The sequence below is a fragment of the Agrobacterium genomosp. 13 str. CFBP 6927 genome (assembly GCA_900012615.1).
Lineage (GTDB): Bacteria > Pseudomonadota > Alphaproteobacteria > Rhizobiales > Rhizobiaceae > Agrobacterium.
This window is the reverse complement of record LT009757.1, coordinates 1,028,484-1,044,487: the sequence shown is the minus strand read 5'-3', so window position 1 is coordinate 1,044,487 and position 16,004 is coordinate 1,028,484. Positions and strand designations below refer to the sequence as shown.

Below are 16,004 nucleotides of genomic sequence, written 5' to 3'. Positions count from 1 at the left end.
AACGAAAAAATTGAAAGAGGAGGGAGGGTGAAATGCTGCTTACACCGCGTCAGGATGAAATCGTTGCGCTGGCAAAAGCGAACGGGCGGGTGCTGGTGGATGAGCTGGCGGCGCGGTTTTCGGTGACCCCTCAGACGATCCGCAAGGACCTCAACGACCTCTGCGACACGCGGGTGCTGACGCGCATCCACGGTGGCGCGCTTTTTCCAAGCGGCAACGAGAACGTCAAATACGAGGCGCGCCGCGCCATTGCTTCCGTTGAAAAACAGGCGATCGGCGCTGCCGCTGCCGCCCTCATTCCCAATAACTCGTCGCTTTTCATTAACATCGGCACGACGACTGAAGCGGTGGGAGAAGCGCTGGCGGACCATCACGAATTGATGGTCATCACAAACAATATCAATGTTGCCAACAGGTTGCGGGTTTTCCCGGGTATCGAGGTGGTGATTGCGGGCGGCGTCGTGCGTGGTTCCGATGGCGGCATCGTCGGCGAGGCGGCAGTGGATTTCATCCGCCAGTTCAAGGTCGATTTCGCCGTCATCGGCGTTTCGGCCATTGATGAGGACGGCGCCCTGCTGGACTTCGACTTCCGCGAGGTCAAGGTTGCGCAGGCGATCATTTCCAATGCCCGCCATGTTATTCTGGTGTCGGATTCGCTCAAATTCGAGCGCACGGCCCCGGTGCGCATCGGCCATCTTTCGCAGGTGCATACCTTTATCACCGATCATTGTCCGGTCGATTCGATCCGTTCTATCTGTGCAGATCATGACGTTCGGCTGATTGAAACCGAGGCGCGTGAGGCCTGATCTCACGTCATCGGAATTTCGTTTGACATTCGTTTTGTCTTCGAATTAGATGTCCGTGCTTTCAATATGTCGATGAGGAGAGCGTCGATGAAAGCGCGGGAGAGTTTATGTCTGACGAGGCAATCCACGATATTTTCGTGATCGGCGGCGGCATCAATGGCTGCGGTATCGCGCGTGACGCCGTCGGCAGAGGTTATTCCGTCGCACTTGCGGAAATGAACGATTTCGCCTCCGGAACCTCGTCCGCCGCTACCAAGCTTATTCACGGTGGTTTGCGTTATCTCGAACATTATGAGTTTCGTCTGGTGCGTGAGGCGCTGATGGAGCGCGAGGTGCTGTGGGCCATGGCGCCGCACATCATCTGGCCGATGCGCTTCGTCCTGCCGTTCCAGAAGGGCGGCGTGCGTCCGGCCTGGCTCGTGCGTCTCGGGCTTTTTCTTTATGATCACCTTGGCGGCCGCAAGCTTTTGCCTGCCACGCGCTCGCTCGATCTGCGCCGCGACCCCGCCGGAAAACCGCTGAAGCCGATTTTCGCCCGCGCCTTCGAATATTCCGACGGCTGGGTGGACGATGCCCGTCTCGTGGTGCTGAACGCCCGTGATGCCGCCGATCGCGGCGCTTTGATCCTTAACCGCACGCAAGTGGTTTCGGCGCGACGCGAAGGCGCCTTCTGGCGGGTTGAAACGAAAAGTGCTGCCGGTGAAACCGCTACCTATCGCGCGCGCATGCTGGTGAATGCCGCCGGCCCCTGGGTGGACAAGGTTCTGTCTTCGACATTCGGCAAAAACAATGTCCACAATGTTCGCCTGGTACAGGGCAGCCACATCATCGTGCGCAGGAAGTTTGCCGATCCACGCGCCTATTTCTTCCAGAATCCGGACGGGCGCATCATCTTCGCCATCCCTTACGAACAGGATTTTACGCTGATCGGCACGACGGATCGCGACTATACCGCCGACCCCCGGGCTGTTAGGATTACCGAGGAGGAAATCAGCTATCTTTGCAGCGCGGCAAGCGAATATTTTGCCGAGCCGGTTACACAGGCGGACATCGTCTGGACCTATTCCGGCGTGCGGCCGCTTTTCGATGACGGCGCGTCGAAAGCGCAGGAAGCGACCCGCGATTATGTGCTGAAAACCGAAGGGGCGGAAGGCGAAGCACCGCTTCTCAATATTTTCGGCGGCAAGCTCACCACCTATCGGCGGCTTGCCGAACATGCTCTTGAAAAAATCGGCGATGCGCTGGGTGAAAAGGGCGCGCCATGGACGGCTGGTTCGCATTTGCCGGGTGGAAATTTCGGTGCCGAGGCCTATGCCGCGGAGGTCACTACCCTCCGGTCGCGTTACCCCTTTCTCGAAGAGCGTCATGCCAAGCGGCTTGTGCGTTGTTACGGAACGGATGCGGCGGCGCTGATCGGCTCTGCCACGGAGGCGTCAGCACTAGGCCGTCATTTCGGGGGCACGCTTTATGAGGCCGAGGTCCGCTGGCTGATGGCGCGGGAATGGGCGCTGACGGCGGAGGATATTCTGTGGCGGCGCACCAAGCAGGGCCTTTTCTTCACGCCTGAAGAGGTGCGCGGGCTGGAGACTTATATCGACGACATTGCAGGGGAACGCTTGAAGGCAATCTGACGATCCGGACGACAAGCGGAGGAGGCTTTGGATCACCATGCTTGAATTGCGAAACGTCTCGAAGATGGCGGGTGGTGAATATCATATTCACCCGACCGATCTGACGTTACAGCGCGGAAGCCTGAACGTCCTGCTTGGACCGACACTTTCGGGCAAAACGACGCTGATGCGGCTGATGGCCGGGCTGGACAAGCCAAGCGGCGGCGCGATCTTCTTTAACGGGGAGGACGTGACGGGATGGCCGGTGCAGAAACGCAACGTCGCCATGGTCTATCAGCAATTCATCAATTATCCGGCGCTGAGCGTTTACGAAAACATCGCCTCGCCCATGCGCGTTGCTGGCAAGGATCAGGCGACCATCGACAGGGAAGTGAGGAAAGCCGCCGAGCTTTTGAAGCTGACGCCTTATCTTGACCGTACGCCTCTCAATCTTTCCGGCGGCCAGCAGCAGCGAACGGCACTTGCCCGCGCCATCGTCAAGAACGCCAATCTGGTGCTGCTCGATGAGCCGCTGGCCAATCTCGATTACAAGCTGCGCGAGGAATTGCGCGAGGAACTGCCGCGCATCTTCGCCGAATCCGGCGCGATCTTCGTTTATGCGACGACAGAACCTTCCGAGGCGCTGCTTTTGGGCGGCAATACCGCAACGCTCAATGAGGGCAGGGTAACGCAGTTCAGCCGCACCATCGAGGTTTACCGGCGTCCGGTGGACATCGTCACCGCAGAAATTTTTGCAGATCCGCCGCTCAACACCATCGAGGTCGTCAAGGCGGGCGGTGCATTTACCCGTGCTGACCAGGCAGTGATTGCGGTGCCGGCGCATCTTGCCGCCGTGCCGGATGGCCCTTTGACCATCGCCTTCCAGCCGCATCATCTTTTCCCGCATGCGAAGGGCGAGGCGCGGCAATCCATCCGGGCGCGGACGCTGATTTCGGAAATCGCCGGGTCGGAAAGTTTCGTCCATGTGGAGTTTTCGGGCCGGCGCTGGGTCATGCTGGCGCATGGCATTCACGACATCGAGCCGGACAGGGATATCGAGCTGTTTCTCGATACACGGCACCTGATGGCTTTTGATGTAGACGGCCGCGCCATCGGCAAAGCGGCGTAAGGGAGATCGGTCATGGCACGCATCACGCTCGATCACATCCGCCACGCCTATAATGCCAAGGCGCAGGCCGCTGGCGACTATGCCCTGAAAGAGGTGCATCACGAATGGGAGGATGGCGGCGCCTATGCGCTGCTCGGCCCTTCCGGCTGCGGCAAGACCACGCTGCTCAACATCATTTCCGGGCTGCTGCGTCCTTCCGAAGGACGCATCGCCTTTGATGGAACGGACGTCACCGATCTCGCCACCGAAGACCGTAACATCGCGCAGGTGTTCCAGTTCCCGGTCGTCTACGACACGATGACGGTCTATGACAATCTGGCCTTTCCGCTGCGCAACCGGCATGTGCCGGAAGCCGAAGTGGACCGCCGGGTGCGGGACATCCTCGAAATGACCGATCTGTCCGGCATGGCCAAACGCCGCGCCCGCGGTCTGACGGCGGACCAGAAGCAGAAGATTTCGCTGGCGCGCGGGCTGGTGCGCTCCGACGTCAACGCCATCCTTTTTGACGAACCGCTGACGGTGATCGACCCGCATATGAAATGGGTGCTCCGCTCGCAGCTGAAGCGGCTGCACCGGCAATCCGGTTTCACCATGGTCTATGTCACCCATGACCAGACCGAAGCGCTGACCTTCGCCGACAAGGTGGTGGTGATGTATGACGGACAGATCGTTCAGATCGGCACGCCGGCCGAGCTTTTCGAGCGGCCGGGACATACGTTTGTCGGTTATTTCATCGGCTCGCCGGGCATGAATGTGCTTCCCGCCAAGATAGACGGCGCGACCGCGGTGGTCGGCGGTCTTGGTGTGCCGCTCGCCGGTGTACCAAAGGTCGATGGCGCGCAGCGCATCGAGATTGGTGTCCGCCCGGAATTTATCCGGCTGGAGCGGGGCGGCATGCCGATCATCGTCGACAAGGTCGAGGATATTGGCCGACAGAAGATCGTGCGTGCCCGGTTCGCCGGCCAGAAACTCGCGATCGTCGTGGCCGAAGACGAGGAAATCCCGGCGGAAGCGGGTGTTCGCTTCGATCCGGCCGCCATCGGCGTCTTTGCCGATTCCTGGCGCGTGAAGATGGGGGCCTGACCATGGAAAAGAGCTGGAACAACAAGGCGTGGTTCATGGTGCTGCCGGTGCTGGTGCTGGTTGCCTTTTCCGCCGTCATTCCGCTGATGACCGTCGTGAATTATTCGGTGCAGGATACGTTCGGCAACAACCAGTTCTTCTGGGCCGGAACGCAGTGGTTCGAGGAAATTCTGGCATCGGACCGGTTCTGGGATGCGCTGGGGCGCAACCTGCTGTTTTCCGGCATCATTCTGGCGATTGAAATTCCGCTCGGCATCTTCATCGCGCTCAAGATGCCGAAATCCGGCATCGGCGTGCCTGTTTGCCTTGTCACCATGGCGCTGCCGTTGCTGGTGCCGTGGAATGTCGTGGGCACGATCTGGCAGGTCTTCGGCCGCAGCGATATCGGCCTGCTCGGTTATTACGCCAATCAGCTGGGGCTTGATTACAACTATGTCAACGATCCGCTCGATGCCTGGATCACCGTCGTCATCATGGATGTCTGGCACTGGACGAGCCTTGTCGTGCTCCTGTGCTACGCCAGCCTCGTGTCCATTCCGGATGCCTATTATCAGGCGGCAAGGATCGATGGCGCATCGCGTTTTGCGGTATTCCGGTTCATTCAATTGCCGAAGATGAAGCGGGTGTTGCTGATCGCTTTCCTGCTGCGCTTCATGGACAGTTTCATGATCTATACCGAGCCTTTCGTCGTCACCGGCGGCGGTCCGGGCAACTCCACCACCTTCCTGTCCATCGATCTCGTGAAGATGGCGCTCGGCCAGTTCGACCTCGGGCCGGCTGCGGCCATGTCGCTGATCTACTTCCTCATCATCCTGCTGCTGTCTTGGGTGTTCTACACCGTCATGACCAGCCACGACGCGGAGACTTGAGACATGAGCGCCTCTGATGTCACCACAGGCATGGAACGGATGGGAAATTCGCCGGTAAAAGCCGCCTCGGCGGGATTATCAGGCATTGCCGCACGCTCCCGCCGCCGCCACGGACCATCGCGCTTTTCCTGGCTTGTGCCGACGATCTACATCATCCTTCTGCTTGTGCCGATCTACTGGCTCATCAATATGAGCTTCAAGACGAATGCGGAAATCGTGTCGTCCATGACGCTTTATCCGCACCAGCCGACGCTTCAGAACTACCGGACGATCTTTACCGATTCCTCCTGGTATTCGGGTTACATCAACTCGATCATCTACGTCGTCATGAACATGGTGATCTCGGTCGCCGCAGCGCTCCCGGCGGCCTATGCCTTCTCGCGTTATCGTTTTCTCGGTGACAAGCATCTGTTCTTCTGGCTTTTGACCAACCGCATGGCGCCGCCCGCCGTTTTCGCGCTGCCCTTCTTCCAGCTCTATTCGGCTTTCGGGCTTATCGACACGCATATCGCCGTGGCGCTGGCGCATTGCCTGTTCAACGTGCCGCTGGCGGTGTGGATCCTCGAAGGTTTCATGTCCGGCGTGCCGAAGGAAATCGACGAGACCGCCTATATTGACGGCTACTCCTTCCCGAAATTCTTCGTGAAGATTTTCATGCCGCTCATCGCCTCCGGCATCGGTGTCGCCTGCTTCTTCAGCTTCATGTTCTCGTGGGTTGAGCTTCTGATCGCCCGCACGCTGACGACGACCGACGCCAAGCCGATCGCCGCGACGATGACACGAACCGTTTCCGCCGCCGGCATGGATTGGGGCCTGCTTGCCGCCGCCGGCGTGCTGACGCTCATTCCGGGTGCGCTGGTGATCTGGTTTGTCCGCAATTACATCGCCAAGGGCTTTGCACTGGGGAGGGTTTGACCATGACGAAGATGCCCGATTTTTCCTGGATGGCGTGGACTTGGGCGACAGCCGCGTTTTTCGCTGCCATCGCCGTGCTGCTCGTCGGCATGTGGTTCTGGGAATATCTTTCGCCCGGCGGCAATCCCCGCTTCGGCCTCTTGCGTTTCGAGACGACGCGCGGTGACAGGCTGTTCATCTCGCTGCTCGGCAGCGCCTTCATTCATCTCGCATGGCTCGGGCTGGTCGGCCCGAACCTGTGGTGGGCTCTCGCTCTATCCTTGGTCTACGCCATCGGCGTTTTCCGTTTTGTCTAGAGCAGGAAAAAGGTGCGGCGGAGGAAAACCGCACCCGCAGACTTCATGCAATCGCAAACCCCTGGGAGGACTGATATGCGACGGCATCTGATGACGACGACGGCGGCCATGCTGCTGGCAATGACGGGTTCCGCTTTCGCCGGAATGGAGGAAGCAAAGCAGTTTCTGGACAAGGAAATCGGCGATATGTCGTCGCTTTCACGTGGCGATCAGGAAAAGGAACTGCAATGGTTTATTGATGCCGCGAAACCTTTCGCAGGCATGGACATCAAGGTCGTTTCCGAATCCCTGACAACGCATGAATATGAATCCAAGGTTCTGGCACCCGCCTTTACCGCCATCACCGGCATCAAGGTCACGCATGACATCATTCAGGAAGGTGACGTCGTCGAAAAAATCCAGACCCAGATGCAGACCGGCCAGAACCTCTATGACGGCTGGGTCAACGACAGCGATCTCATCGGCACACATTGGCGCTACCAGCAGGTTCGCAACCTGACCGATTTCATGGCCAATGAGGGCAAGGACGTCACCAATCCCGGCCTCGATCTCAAGGACTTCATCGGCAGCGCGTTTACGACGGCACCGGACAAGAAGCTCTACCAGCTTCCCGACCAGCAGTTCGCGAACCTGTACTGGTTCCGTTACGACTGGTTCAACGACGACAAGAACAAGGCGGATTTCAAGGCTAAATACGGTTATGACCTCGGTGTTCCGGTCAACTGGTCGGCCTATGAGGATATCGCCGAATTCTTCACCGGCCGCGATGTCGGCGGCAAGAAGGTCTTCGGCCATATGGACTACGGCAAGAAGGACCCGTCACTCGGCTGGCGCTTCACCGATGCCTGGCTTTCCATGGCGGGTAACGGCGACAAGGGCCTGCCGAACGGTCTGCCGGTCGATGAATGGGGCATCAAGGTCAACGACAAGTCCCAGCCGGTCGGCTCCTGCGTGGCGCGCGGTGGTGATACCAACGGTCCGGCCTCGGTCTATTCCATCGAGAAATATCTCGAATGGCTGAAGAAATACGCGCCGCCGGAAGCACAGGGCATGACCTTCTCCGAGTCTGGTCCGGTGCCGGCACAGGGTAACATCGCCCAGCAGATCTTCTGGTACACGGCCTTCACCGCCGATATGGCCAAGCCCGGCCTGCCTGTCGTGAACGAAGACGGTTCGCCGAAATGGCGCGTCGCACCTTCGCCGCATGGCGTCTACTGGAAGGACGGCATGAAGCTCGGCTATCAGGATGTGGGTTCGTGGACGCTGATGAAATCCACCCCCGACGACCGCGCCAAGGCCGCATGGCTCTATGCGCAGTTCGTGACCTCAAAGACGGTCGATGTGAAGAAGAGCCATGTGGGTCTCACCTTCATTCGTGACAGCACCATCCATCACCAGAGCTTCACGGATCGGGCTGCCAAGCTCGGCGGTCTGATCGAGTTTTATCGTTCGCCAGCCCGCGTGCAATGGTCTCCAACCGGCACCAACGTTCCTGATTATCCGAAGCTGGCACAGCTTTGGTGGCAGGCAATCGGCGATGCGTCGTCCGGTGCGAAAACCGCACAGGCCGCAATGGACTCGCTCTGCGCCGAGCAGGAAAAGGTCATGGCCCGTATCGAGCGCGCCGGTGTGCAGGGCGATATCGGTCCGAAACTGGCGGAAGAACACGATATCGACTACTGGAACAAGGACGCCGTTTCGAAGGGCAATCTGGCTCCGCAGCTGAAGATTGCCAACGAAAAGGAAAAGCCGGTCACCGTCAATTACGACGAACTGGTCAAAAGCTGGCAGAAGTAATGTCTGCACCAAATCTTGAAACCGGGGCGGCTTGCCGCCCCGGTCATTGCGTTTGAAAGGGAGTGACATAATGGGCGGTTATATTCTGGCGATCGATCAGGGAACGACATCGACACGGTCGATGGTCTTTGATCGCGACATGCGGGTCATCGGTGTCGGACAGCGAGAATTTCCGCAGCATTTCCCGGCCTCCGGCTGGGTGGAACACGATGCAGAGGATATCTGGAAAAGCGTGCTCGAAACCATCCGGCTGGCGCTCGCCGATGCCGGCATCGCCGCTTCCGACATCGAAGCGATCGGCATCACCAACCAGCGTGAAACGACGGTGCTCTGGGACCGCAACACCGGCGAAGCCGTGCACCGGGCGGTGGTCTGGCAGGATCGCCGTGCCGCGCCCATTTGCGAAGATCTGAAACGACAGGGGCTGGAGCCGCTTTTTTCGAAAAAGACCGGCCTGCTGCTCGACCCGTATTTTTCCGGCACCAAGCTCAAATGGCTTCTGGATAGCGTCAGCGGCCTTCGCGAAAAAGCCGTGAAGGGCGAAATATGCTTTGGCACGGTCGATAGTTTCCTGATCTACCGCCTCACCGGCGGTCGCCGCCATGTGACCGATGCGACCAACGCCTCGCGAACGCTGATCTACAATATCGAAGACAATGCCTGGGATGACGAGTTGCTGTCCATCCTCGATATTCCTCGCGCCATGCTGCCAGAGGTGCTGGATTGCGCCGCCGATTTCGGCGTGACGGACAAGTCGCTTCTGGGCGCGGAAATCCCGATCCTCGGTGTGGCGGGCGACCAGCAGGCGGCCGTGATCGGCAATGCCTGCTTCGAACCGGGCATGATGAAATCGACCTACGGCACCGGCTGTTTTGCGCTTCTTAACACCGGCACCGACCGCGTGACTTCGACAAATCGGCTGCTCACGACAATTGCCTATCGTCTCGACGGTGTGACGACCTATGCGCTTGAAGGCTCTATCTTCATTGCGGGTGCGGCGGTGCAATGGCTGCGTGACGAGCTGGGCTTCATTTCGGTCGCCTCCGAAGTCAGCGCGCTTGCCGAAAAAGCCGATCCCAAGCAGCGGGTCTATCTGGTGCCGGCTTTCACCGGCCTCGGCGCTCCCTATTGGGATGCAGAGGCGCGGGGCGCGATTTTCGGCCTGACGCGCGGCACAGGACCTGCGGAATTTGCCCGCGCGGCGCTGGAAAGCGTCGCCTATCAGACTTTTGATCTGCTGGACGCCATGCGCAAGGACTGGGCGGGCGACAATGGCAAGACGGTGTTGAGGGTTGATGGCGGCATGGTCGCCTCCGACTGGACCATGCAGCGGCTGGCCGATGTTCTCGCCGCACCGGTGGATCGTCCGGTATTTCTGGAAACCACCATTCTGGGTGCGGCCTGGCTCGCTGCCTCACGCGCCAGCATCTGGCCAGATCGTGAAGCCTTTGCCGCCCATTGGAAACGCGACCGCCGTTTCAATCCCGATATGGATGAGGCTGAGCGGAAAAATGCCATCGCCGGCTGGCGAGACAGTGTCGGTCGCTGCCTGTCGCGGCGGGAAGGCTGACAGAATTTAAACGAAACTGCCCGGTGCGATGCTCTTGCTGGAAACGAGATCGGAAAGAGCGCGCACCAGTTTCGTGTCGGTGCCCTTGCTGGGCTGAAGCACGAATTCAACGTCTTCGAGCGCCGGCAGCACATCCGCCGCAATCTCCTTGAGACCGGCGGGCGCCATGCTGCGCGGTTGCACCAGAATGCCCATGCCCGCCCTTGCGGCAGCGGTCAATCCACTGAGACTGCCGCAGGTACAGACGATGCGCCACGCGAGACCGGCCCGATCAAGTGCTTCCTGCGCCGCCTTTCTGGTAATGCTCGGCGGCGGAAAGGCGATCAGCGGCAAGGCGTCGGGCTGGCTCAGCATCCGCTCCGGGTCGCGGGCCAGCCAGACCAGCGGTTCGCGGTAGAGAAAATGCCCAAGCTTGTCGCCGAGCCGGCGTTTGGCGAGCACGACGTCCAGCTCGCCATTGTCCTGCATCTGGTAAAGCACGCCGCTCAGCGAAACCGTCAGTTCCAGATCCACGAGGGGATAAAGGCGGATGAACTCTTCCAGAATGGCGGTCAGCCGGCTGGCGACGAAATCCTCGGAAACGCCGAGCCTTAAGCGCCCGCGCAGGCGGTTCTCGCTGAACAGTGACGATACCTTACTGTCGATTTCCAGCATGTTGCGGGCATAACCGAGCAGCGCCTCACCTTCACCCGTCAGCCTTACCTGATGGGTGCTGCGTGCGATCAGCCGGCGGCCAAGTGCGGCCTCAAGCCTTTGAATATGTTGGCTGACAGTGGATTGGCCAATGCCCAGCCGTTCAGCAGCCAGCGTGAAGCTGCCGGTTTGCTGAAGCATGACGAAGCTGGCAAGATGTTGAAGGTTCAGCATTTATCTGGAATCACGATAACTGTTAATCTTTGCATCCGAATTCATGATGAGCGATAGTAACGCGCGTTTCAAGCAAAACCGATGCCGGAAAGACTTCCCATGACCCGCTTCCTGCCCGACCGCTTCACCATGATGCTGGTTGCCACCGTGATTTTGGCCTCGTTTCTGCCCATCAGCGGAGAGCCTGCGGACTATTTCGGGCTTGCGACGAAGCTGGCGATCGCATTGCTGTTCTTTCTGCACGGCGCCCGGCTTTCGCGGGATGTGGTGATTGCCGGTATCCTGCACTGGCGCCTGCATCTGGCGATCCTTCTCGTCACCTTCGGCCTTTTCCCGCTGCTCGGCGTGGCGATCGGTTTCATTCCCGAGAATATTCTGCCTGCGCCGCTCTATATGGGTGTGTTGTTTCTCTGCGTTCTGCCATCCACCGTGCAGTCTTCCATCGCTTTCACTTCCATGGCTGGAGGAAACGTGCCGGCGGCGATCTGTTCGGCTTCCGCATCGAATATTTTCGGCATGTTCCTGACCCCGCTGCTGGTCGGCCTGCTGTTTACGGTGGGCGGCCATGGCGGCGGATTCTCGCTGGATGCTTTCCTGCAAATCTTCCTGCAACTTCTGTTGCCATTCATTGCCGGTCAGGTGCTGCAGCCATGGATCGGCGACTGGATCAGGGCGCGCAAGAAGTTGCTGTCCCCTGTCGATCGCGGTTCCATCCTGATGGTCGTGTATCTTGCCTTCTCGGACGCCGTGATCGAAGGCATCTGGCAGACGTTTTCCCTGCGCGATATTGGCGTAGTCATCGTCATCAACATCGTGCTTCTGGCGCTTGTTCTCTGTGTCACGATGTTCGGTAGCCGCGCGCTCGGTTTTGACAAGGCCGATGAAATCACCATCACCTTCTGCGGCTCGAAAAAGAGCCTCGCCAGCGGCGTGCCCATGGCGGGCGCGATTTTCGCCGGCCAGAGCATTGGCGCAATCGTCCTGCCGATCATGCTTTTCCACCAGATCCAGCTGATGGTCTGCGCGGTGCTGGCACAGCGTTATGCCCGAAAGGCCCATGAAAAAGCGGCCATATCGGAGGCGGCTGCTGCAGAAGGCGCGGTCGTCTCCACCCGCTGAAGGGCGAATTTTCATCAAATAAAAACGGCCCCATGACGGGGCCGTTCGTTTGATATCCGGATCGGCTTAGTTGACCTGGGCCGGCGTGATCTGTGCTTCGATCGTCTTCGGCGCATCGGCGCTGTCGGACGAGATTGCGATGCGGCGCGGTTTCATGGCTTCCGGAATGTTGCGGACGAGATCGATGTGAAGCAGGCCGTTCTTTAAGGAAGCGGTCTGGACTTCGACGTGGTCGGCCAGCTGGAAGCGACGTTCGAAAGCGCGTGTGGCAATGCCGCGATACAGGAACTCACCTTCGGATGATTTCTCATCCGCGGCCTTCTCGGCCTTCACCGTCAGCGTATTGGCGCGGGATTCGATGCTGAGTTCGGTTTCATCGAAACCGGCAACAGCCATGGTGATGCGATAGGTATTCTCGCCCGTCCGCTCGATATTGTAGGGCGGATAGGACTGGGCCTGTTCGGGTTGTCCGAGGCCGTCGAGCATCGAGAAGAGACGGTCGAAACCGACGGTGGAGCGGTAAAGGGGGGAAAAATCGACGTGACGCATGGTGTCCTCCTTATGAAGCGACTGTTTGCGGTTAAGCCCGGCGTCCCGTTCTGGCGACGGCCGGACATATGGCGCGGTCCCGTTCTGGCGACCGCATGAATGAGATGGGAATGGCCTGTCGCCGCGTCAAGGGGGCGCGGTGAGGGCAAAAAGGCGAATGGCAAGATGAACCATGGCTGAACGTCAGGTTCCGGCATCGTTCAGTTTGAGAGCCATAAAACTTCAGCCATCGGAGACATTCTCCGTGGACAGAAGCAATAACGTCCCTTCTTCTTCTGTCTTACTGGCCGGAACCGCGACTGCTTTAACCGACGGTTCCGGCAATTTTTTCTTTGACCTTCGCTTGCCGTCGACCTATCCCGAGAGGGCAGAAAAGCCGGAAAAGACCGATGATCGAAGCCACATTGCGCGAAAGCGAAGACAACCCGGTTCCCGGCAACCATACCGTCGGTTATTTTACCGGCGATCGCGGCAAACAGCTTCGATATGCGATCTTCCGCGCCAGCCGGCACATTGCCCGTGGAACCGTCGTTCTGCTGCATGGCCGGAACGAATGTATCGAAAAATATTTCGAAACGGTCAACGATCTGACAGCCATGGGGTTCTGGGTCGCGACCTTCGACACGCGCGGGCAGGGCGGTTCCGAAAGGCTGCTGAAGAAGCCGGGCGCCGGGCATGTCCGGCGGTTCTCCGACTACCAGCGGGATATTAGCCTTTTTCTCGAGCAGGTGGTGTTGCCGGATACGCGGCTACCGTTTTTCATGATCGCCCATTCCACCGGCGCGCTTGCAGCGCTTGCCGCCGCACCCCGTCTGTCGAACCGGATCGATCGCCTGGCGCTTTGTTCGCCATTCATCGAGCTGGACAGTCAGCAATCCGTCCCGTCGTCTGTCATCCGGCTGGTTTCGACGGTCCTAAGTCTCGTCGGCCTTGGAAGGGTTCAGCTCGGTAAGGACCAGCGCGAACGGGATTTCGACGGTAACCCGTTGACTTCCGACGCCCGACGTTTTGCCAGGAATCTTTTGCTGCATCGGCAATTTCCGGAATTGTTCATTGGTGCGCCAACGGCGCGTTGGGTCTATGAAGCCTTGAAGACCATGGCGCGAGTAACCCGCCAGGACCACCTGACAAACATAACCATTCCGACCCTTATTCTCGCGCCGATGCTGGATACGATCACGCCCTATAAGGCGCAGGAGGAACTGTCGCGCAACTTCCGGGCGGCGCAGCTTCTTCCCATAACCGGTGCGCGCCATGAATTGCTGCATGAGCGCGATGTTTTCCGCAAACAGGCGCTGGCGGCCATCGACGCCTTTTTTGCGCCGGAATAAATGGCCGCCGAAACGAAACGGTTTATAGTTTCGAGAGAATGGCGAGTGCCTGTTCGTGCACGGCTTTGGAGCCGGCGGCCAAAATGCGGCCGCCATTTTCCGGACGCCCGCCATCCCAGGTGGTCATGATGCCGCCAGCCTGTTCGACCACCGGAATGAGTGCGCCGACATCATAGGGCTTCAGGCCGGACTCGATCACCAGATCGACATGGCCGGCCGCGAGCAGGCAATAGGCGTAACAATCCACGCCATAACGGAAGAGGCGGACCTGTTCCTCCACCTTTTCATAAAATGGCTTTTCTTCTGCGGTGAAGATATGGGGCGTGGTGGTGAACAGCACCGCATCCGACAGCGAAGTGCATTCGCGCGTGCGGATCTTGCGCTCGCCATCGGGGCCGAAATACCAGGCCGCTTGACCATCGGCAAAATAACGTTCTTTCGTGAAGGGCTGGTCCATAACGCCCATCGTGGCACGGCCGGCCGACTGGAAGCCGATCAGCGTGCCCCAGACCGGCACGCCGGAAATGAAGGCGCGTGTGCCGTCGATGGGGTCGATAACCCAGATATGCTCGCGGTCGAGACCAACATTGCCATGTTCTTCACCAAGAATGCCATGCTGCGGAAAGTGCGCCTCGATCAGGGCGCGAATGGCGCTTTCAGCAGCCTGATCGCCTTCCGTGACCGGATCATAGCCGCCATCCTGCTTGTTGGTGACGGCAATGCCCGTGCGGAAGCGGGGAAGCGTTTCAGCACTGGCTGCATCGGCAAGTTTAAAGAAGAAATCCCGGTCGGGCAGCATATGGAACCTCATTGCCTGAATCATTGGGGCCTGGACTGTATGGCAAGATGCATAGACTGGAATCACATCCGCCGTCCACTCGTACGGTTGCCGGAGTAGAGGTTTCCATATTTTCGGCATACGCCTAAAAAATATGCACAAAATAAATTGATTGACAATTGTGCATTCAATGCATAACGTCAAGCTACAGTCTTTGACTGTAAATACCCTCCTTGGGTGTTTCCTCCCTAGACTTGACCGCGCCAAGGCGCGGTTTTTTTTGCCCGGCGCGCGGCCAGGAAATCTGGAATAAGCGTATGAACTATCGGGGGAATTCGGCGTTATTCGGCGGCGAGCGAGGTCTCGATCGCATAATCCGAAACGAAGACGCCAAGCTGGCGCATGAAGATTTCAAGCGATGCCTGAATGGCTGGAAAATCGGCTTTCTTCGAAAGCGTCTTTTCATCGACATAAAGCGCCCGGTTGACCTCGATCTGCAAAGCATGGAGAGAGCGGATCGGCCGCCCGTAATGTTCGGTAATGAAGCCGCCGGCATAGGGCTTGTTGCAGACCGCAACAAAGCCCAGCTCCTCGAGAAAATGCAGGGCGGCGCGGGAGACTTCCTGGGAAGCGCTGGTGCCGTAACGGTCACCGATAATCACATCCGGCCGCAGGTTCGAGCCCGCGACGCGGATATTGCCCGGCATGGAATGGCAATCGATCAGGACCGCCATGCCGAAATTGGCGTGGGTGCGGGAGAGAAGCCTGCGCAGGCAGGCATGGTAGGGTTTGTAGATCGTCTCGATACGCGACAGCGCCTCATCCACCGGCAGGCGGTGGGCATAGATGTCCATGTTCTCGGCGACGATGCGTGGCACCGTTCCGAGGCCGCCGGCCACCCGCATGGAGCCTATATTGGCATAGGGCGGCAGGGTGCCTTCGAACATGCGCGGATCAAGCTCGTAGGGCTCGCGATTAACGTCGAGATAGGCGCGGGGAAAATTCGCCTTCAAAAGCGGCGCGCCGATTTCGGGCGCTGCGGCGAACAGCTCGTCGACGAAGTGATCTTCCGAGCGCCGGATCTCGTGCGAATCAAGCCGTGCCGATTCCAGGAAGGAGATGGGGTAACAGCGGCCGCTATGGGGTGAATTATAGACGAATGGCAGGGTTTGAACGGCAGGTTCCGTTACTTCGAACAGCTCATATTCACCCGTTACCCAGTCCATTCAGACCCATTTACCATGTCGCAAACAATCAGGATGATCATGTTGCCAGTTACAGTGCG

The 16,004-nt window shown here is 58.9% G+C and carries 15 protein-coding genes; 11 read left to right on the top strand and 4 right to left on the bottom strand.

Going from position 1 to position 16,004, the window contains the following annotated elements:
- The first annotated feature begins 32 nt into the window (after nt 1–32).
- The 9 genes from AGR13A_RS19125 (at nt 33) to glpK (ending at nt 10,075) form a co-directional block, all read left to right on the top strand.
- Nucleotides 33–806, top strand: coding sequence for a DeoR/GlpR family DNA-binding transcription regulator (locus AGR13A_RS19125; RefSeq protein ID WP_080838666.1), 774 nt, complete (start codon nt 33–35; stop codon nt 804–806).
- A gap of 107 nt (nt 807–913) precedes the next feature.
- Nucleotides 914–2,437, top strand: a complete 1,524-nt coding sequence (locus tag AGR13A_RS19120) for a glycerol-3-phosphate dehydrogenase (RefSeq protein ID WP_080838665.1) — start codon at nt 914–916, stop codon at nt 2,435–2,437.
- Between the two features lie 37 nt (nt 2,438–2,474).
- Entirely contained in the window at nt 2,475–3,545 is a 1,071-nt protein-coding gene (locus AGR13A_RS19115; RefSeq protein WP_080838663.1) for an ABC transporter ATP-binding protein, read from the top strand.
- A gap of 12 nt (nt 3,546–3,557) precedes the next feature.
- Nucleotides 3,558–4,628, top strand: a complete 1,071-nt coding sequence (locus tag AGR13A_RS19110) for an ABC transporter ATP-binding protein (protein ID WP_035225164.1) — start codon at nt 3,558–3,560, stop codon at nt 4,626–4,628.
- Between the two features lie 2 nt (nt 4,629–4,630).
- Nucleotides 4,631–5,497 (top strand): carbohydrate ABC transporter permease, encoded by an 867-nt coding sequence (locus tag AGR13A_RS19105; protein ID WP_035225162.1) that lies wholly within the window; start codon nt 4,631–4,633, stop codon nt 5,495–5,497.
- 39 nt (nt 5,498–5,536) lie between these two features.
- Nucleotides 5,537–6,412, top strand: coding sequence for a carbohydrate ABC transporter permease (locus tag AGR13A_RS19100; protein ID WP_374701213.1), 876 nt, complete (start codon nt 5,537–5,539; stop codon nt 6,410–6,412).
- A 2-nt stretch (nt 6,413–6,414) separates the two neighbouring features.
- Nucleotides 6,415–6,708: a DUF2160 domain-containing protein gene (locus tag AGR13A_RS19095; protein WP_035225156.1), complete on the top strand. Its 294-nt coding sequence runs from the start codon at nt 6,415–6,417 to the stop codon at nt 6,706–6,708.
- Between the two features lie 75 nt (nt 6,709–6,783).
- Complete coding sequence (locus AGR13A_RS19090; protein ID WP_080838662.1) at nt 6,784–8,505, top strand: ABC transporter substrate-binding protein; 1,722 nt, start codon at nt 6,784–6,786, stop codon at nt 8,503–8,505.
- A gap of 70 nt (nt 8,506–8,575) precedes the next feature.
- On the top strand, nt 8,576–10,075 hold the full coding sequence (glpK, locus tag AGR13A_RS19085) for a glycerol kinase GlpK (protein WP_080838659.1): 1,500 nt from the start codon (nt 8,576–8,578) through the stop codon (nt 10,073–10,075).
- Between the two features lie 6 nt (nt 10,076–10,081).
- Here glpK and AGR13A_RS19080 read toward each other — a convergent pair whose 3' ends face one another.
- A complete protein-coding gene (locus AGR13A_RS19080) occupies nt 10,082–10,942 on the bottom strand; it encodes a LysR substrate-binding domain-containing protein (protein WP_035225152.1) in 861 nt (286 codons plus the stop codon).
- A 99-nt stretch (nt 10,943–11,041) separates the two neighbouring features.
- Between AGR13A_RS19080 and AGR13A_RS19075 the strand changes: the two genes are divergently transcribed.
- Nucleotides 11,042–12,061, top strand: coding sequence for a bile acid:sodium symporter family protein (locus AGR13A_RS19075; protein ID WP_035225265.1), 1,020 nt, complete (start codon nt 11,042–11,044; stop codon nt 12,059–12,061).
- Between the two features lie 66 nt (nt 12,062–12,127).
- On the opposite strand, the gene hspL is transcribed toward AGR13A_RS19075, so the two are convergent.
- Nucleotides 12,128–12,610, bottom strand: coding sequence for a heat shock protein HspL (hspL, locus tag AGR13A_RS19070; protein ID WP_035225150.1), 483 nt, complete (start codon nt 12,608–12,610; stop codon nt 12,128–12,130).
- 389 nt (nt 12,611–12,999) lie between these two features.
- Here hspL and AGR13A_RS19065 point away from each other — a divergent pair, with 389 nt between their 5' ends.
- Nucleotides 13,000–13,941, top strand: coding sequence for an alpha/beta fold hydrolase (locus tag AGR13A_RS19065; RefSeq protein WP_080838657.1), 942 nt, complete (start codon nt 13,000–13,002; stop codon nt 13,939–13,941).
- A 22-nt stretch (nt 13,942–13,963) separates the two neighbouring features.
- On the opposite strand, the gene hisN is transcribed toward AGR13A_RS19065, so the two are convergent.
- Both hisN and AGR13A_RS19055 read right to left on the bottom strand, forming a co-directional pair.
- The gene (gene hisN / locus AGR13A_RS19060) at nt 13,964–14,740 is read right to left on the bottom strand and encodes a histidinol-phosphatase (protein WP_080838656.1); all 777 of its coding nucleotides are present in this window, start codon (nt 14,738–14,740) and stop codon (nt 13,964–13,966) included.
- A 320-nt stretch (nt 14,741–15,060) separates the two neighbouring features.
- A complete protein-coding gene (locus AGR13A_RS19055; protein WP_035225146.1) occupies nt 15,061–15,945 on the bottom strand; it encodes an N-formylglutamate amidohydrolase in 885 nt (294 codons plus the stop codon).
- Nucleotides 15,946–16,004: the final 59 nt, after the last annotated feature.

Coding starts and splice junctions, on each gene's coding strand:
- AGR13A_RS19125 (WP_080838666.1), top strand. CDS start 33: ATGCTGCTTACACCGCGTCAGGATGAAATCGTTGCGCTGGCAAAAGCG.
- AGR13A_RS19120 (WP_080838665.1), top strand. CDS start 914: ATGTCTGACGAGGCAATCCACGATATTTTCGTGATCGGCGGCGGCATC.
- AGR13A_RS19115 (WP_080838663.1), top strand. CDS start 2,475: ATGCTTGAATTGCGAAACGTCTCGAAGATGGCGGGTGGTGAATATCAT.
- AGR13A_RS19110 (WP_035225164.1), top strand. CDS start 3,558: ATGGCACGCATCACGCTCGATCACATCCGCCACGCCTATAATGCCAAG.
- AGR13A_RS19105 (WP_035225162.1), top strand. CDS start 4,631: ATGGAAAAGAGCTGGAACAACAAGGCGTGGTTCATGGTGCTGCCGGTG.
- AGR13A_RS19100 (WP_374701213.1), top strand. CDS start 5,537: ATGGGAAATTCGCCGGTAAAAGCCGCCTCGGCGGGATTATCAGGCATT.
- AGR13A_RS19095 (WP_035225156.1), top strand. CDS start 6,415: ATGACGAAGATGCCCGATTTTTCCTGGATGGCGTGGACTTGGGCGACA.
- AGR13A_RS19090 (WP_080838662.1), top strand. CDS start 6,784: ATGCGACGGCATCTGATGACGACGACGGCGGCCATGCTGCTGGCAATG.
- glpK (WP_080838659.1), top strand. CDS start 8,576: ATGGGCGGTTATATTCTGGCGATCGATCAGGGAACGACATCGACACGG.
- AGR13A_RS19080 (WP_035225152.1), bottom strand. CDS start 10,942: ATGCTGAACCTTCAACATCTTGCCAGCTTCGTCATGCTTCAGCAAACC.
- AGR13A_RS19075 (WP_035225265.1), top strand. CDS start 11,042: ATGACCCGCTTCCTGCCCGACCGCTTCACCATGATGCTGGTTGCCACC.
- hspL (WP_035225150.1), bottom strand. CDS start 12,610: ATGCGTCACGTCGATTTTTCCCCCCTTTACCGCTCCACCGTCGGTTTC.
- AGR13A_RS19065 (WP_080838657.1), top strand. CDS start 13,000: ATGATCGAAGCCACATTGCGCGAAAGCGAAGACAACCCGGTTCCCGGC.
- hisN (WP_080838656.1), bottom strand. CDS start 14,740: ATGCTGCCCGACCGGGATTTCTTCTTTAAACTTGCCGATGCAGCCAGT.
- AGR13A_RS19055 (WP_035225146.1), bottom strand. CDS start 15,945: ATGGACTGGGTAACGGGTGAATATGAGCTGTTCGAAGTAACGGAACCT.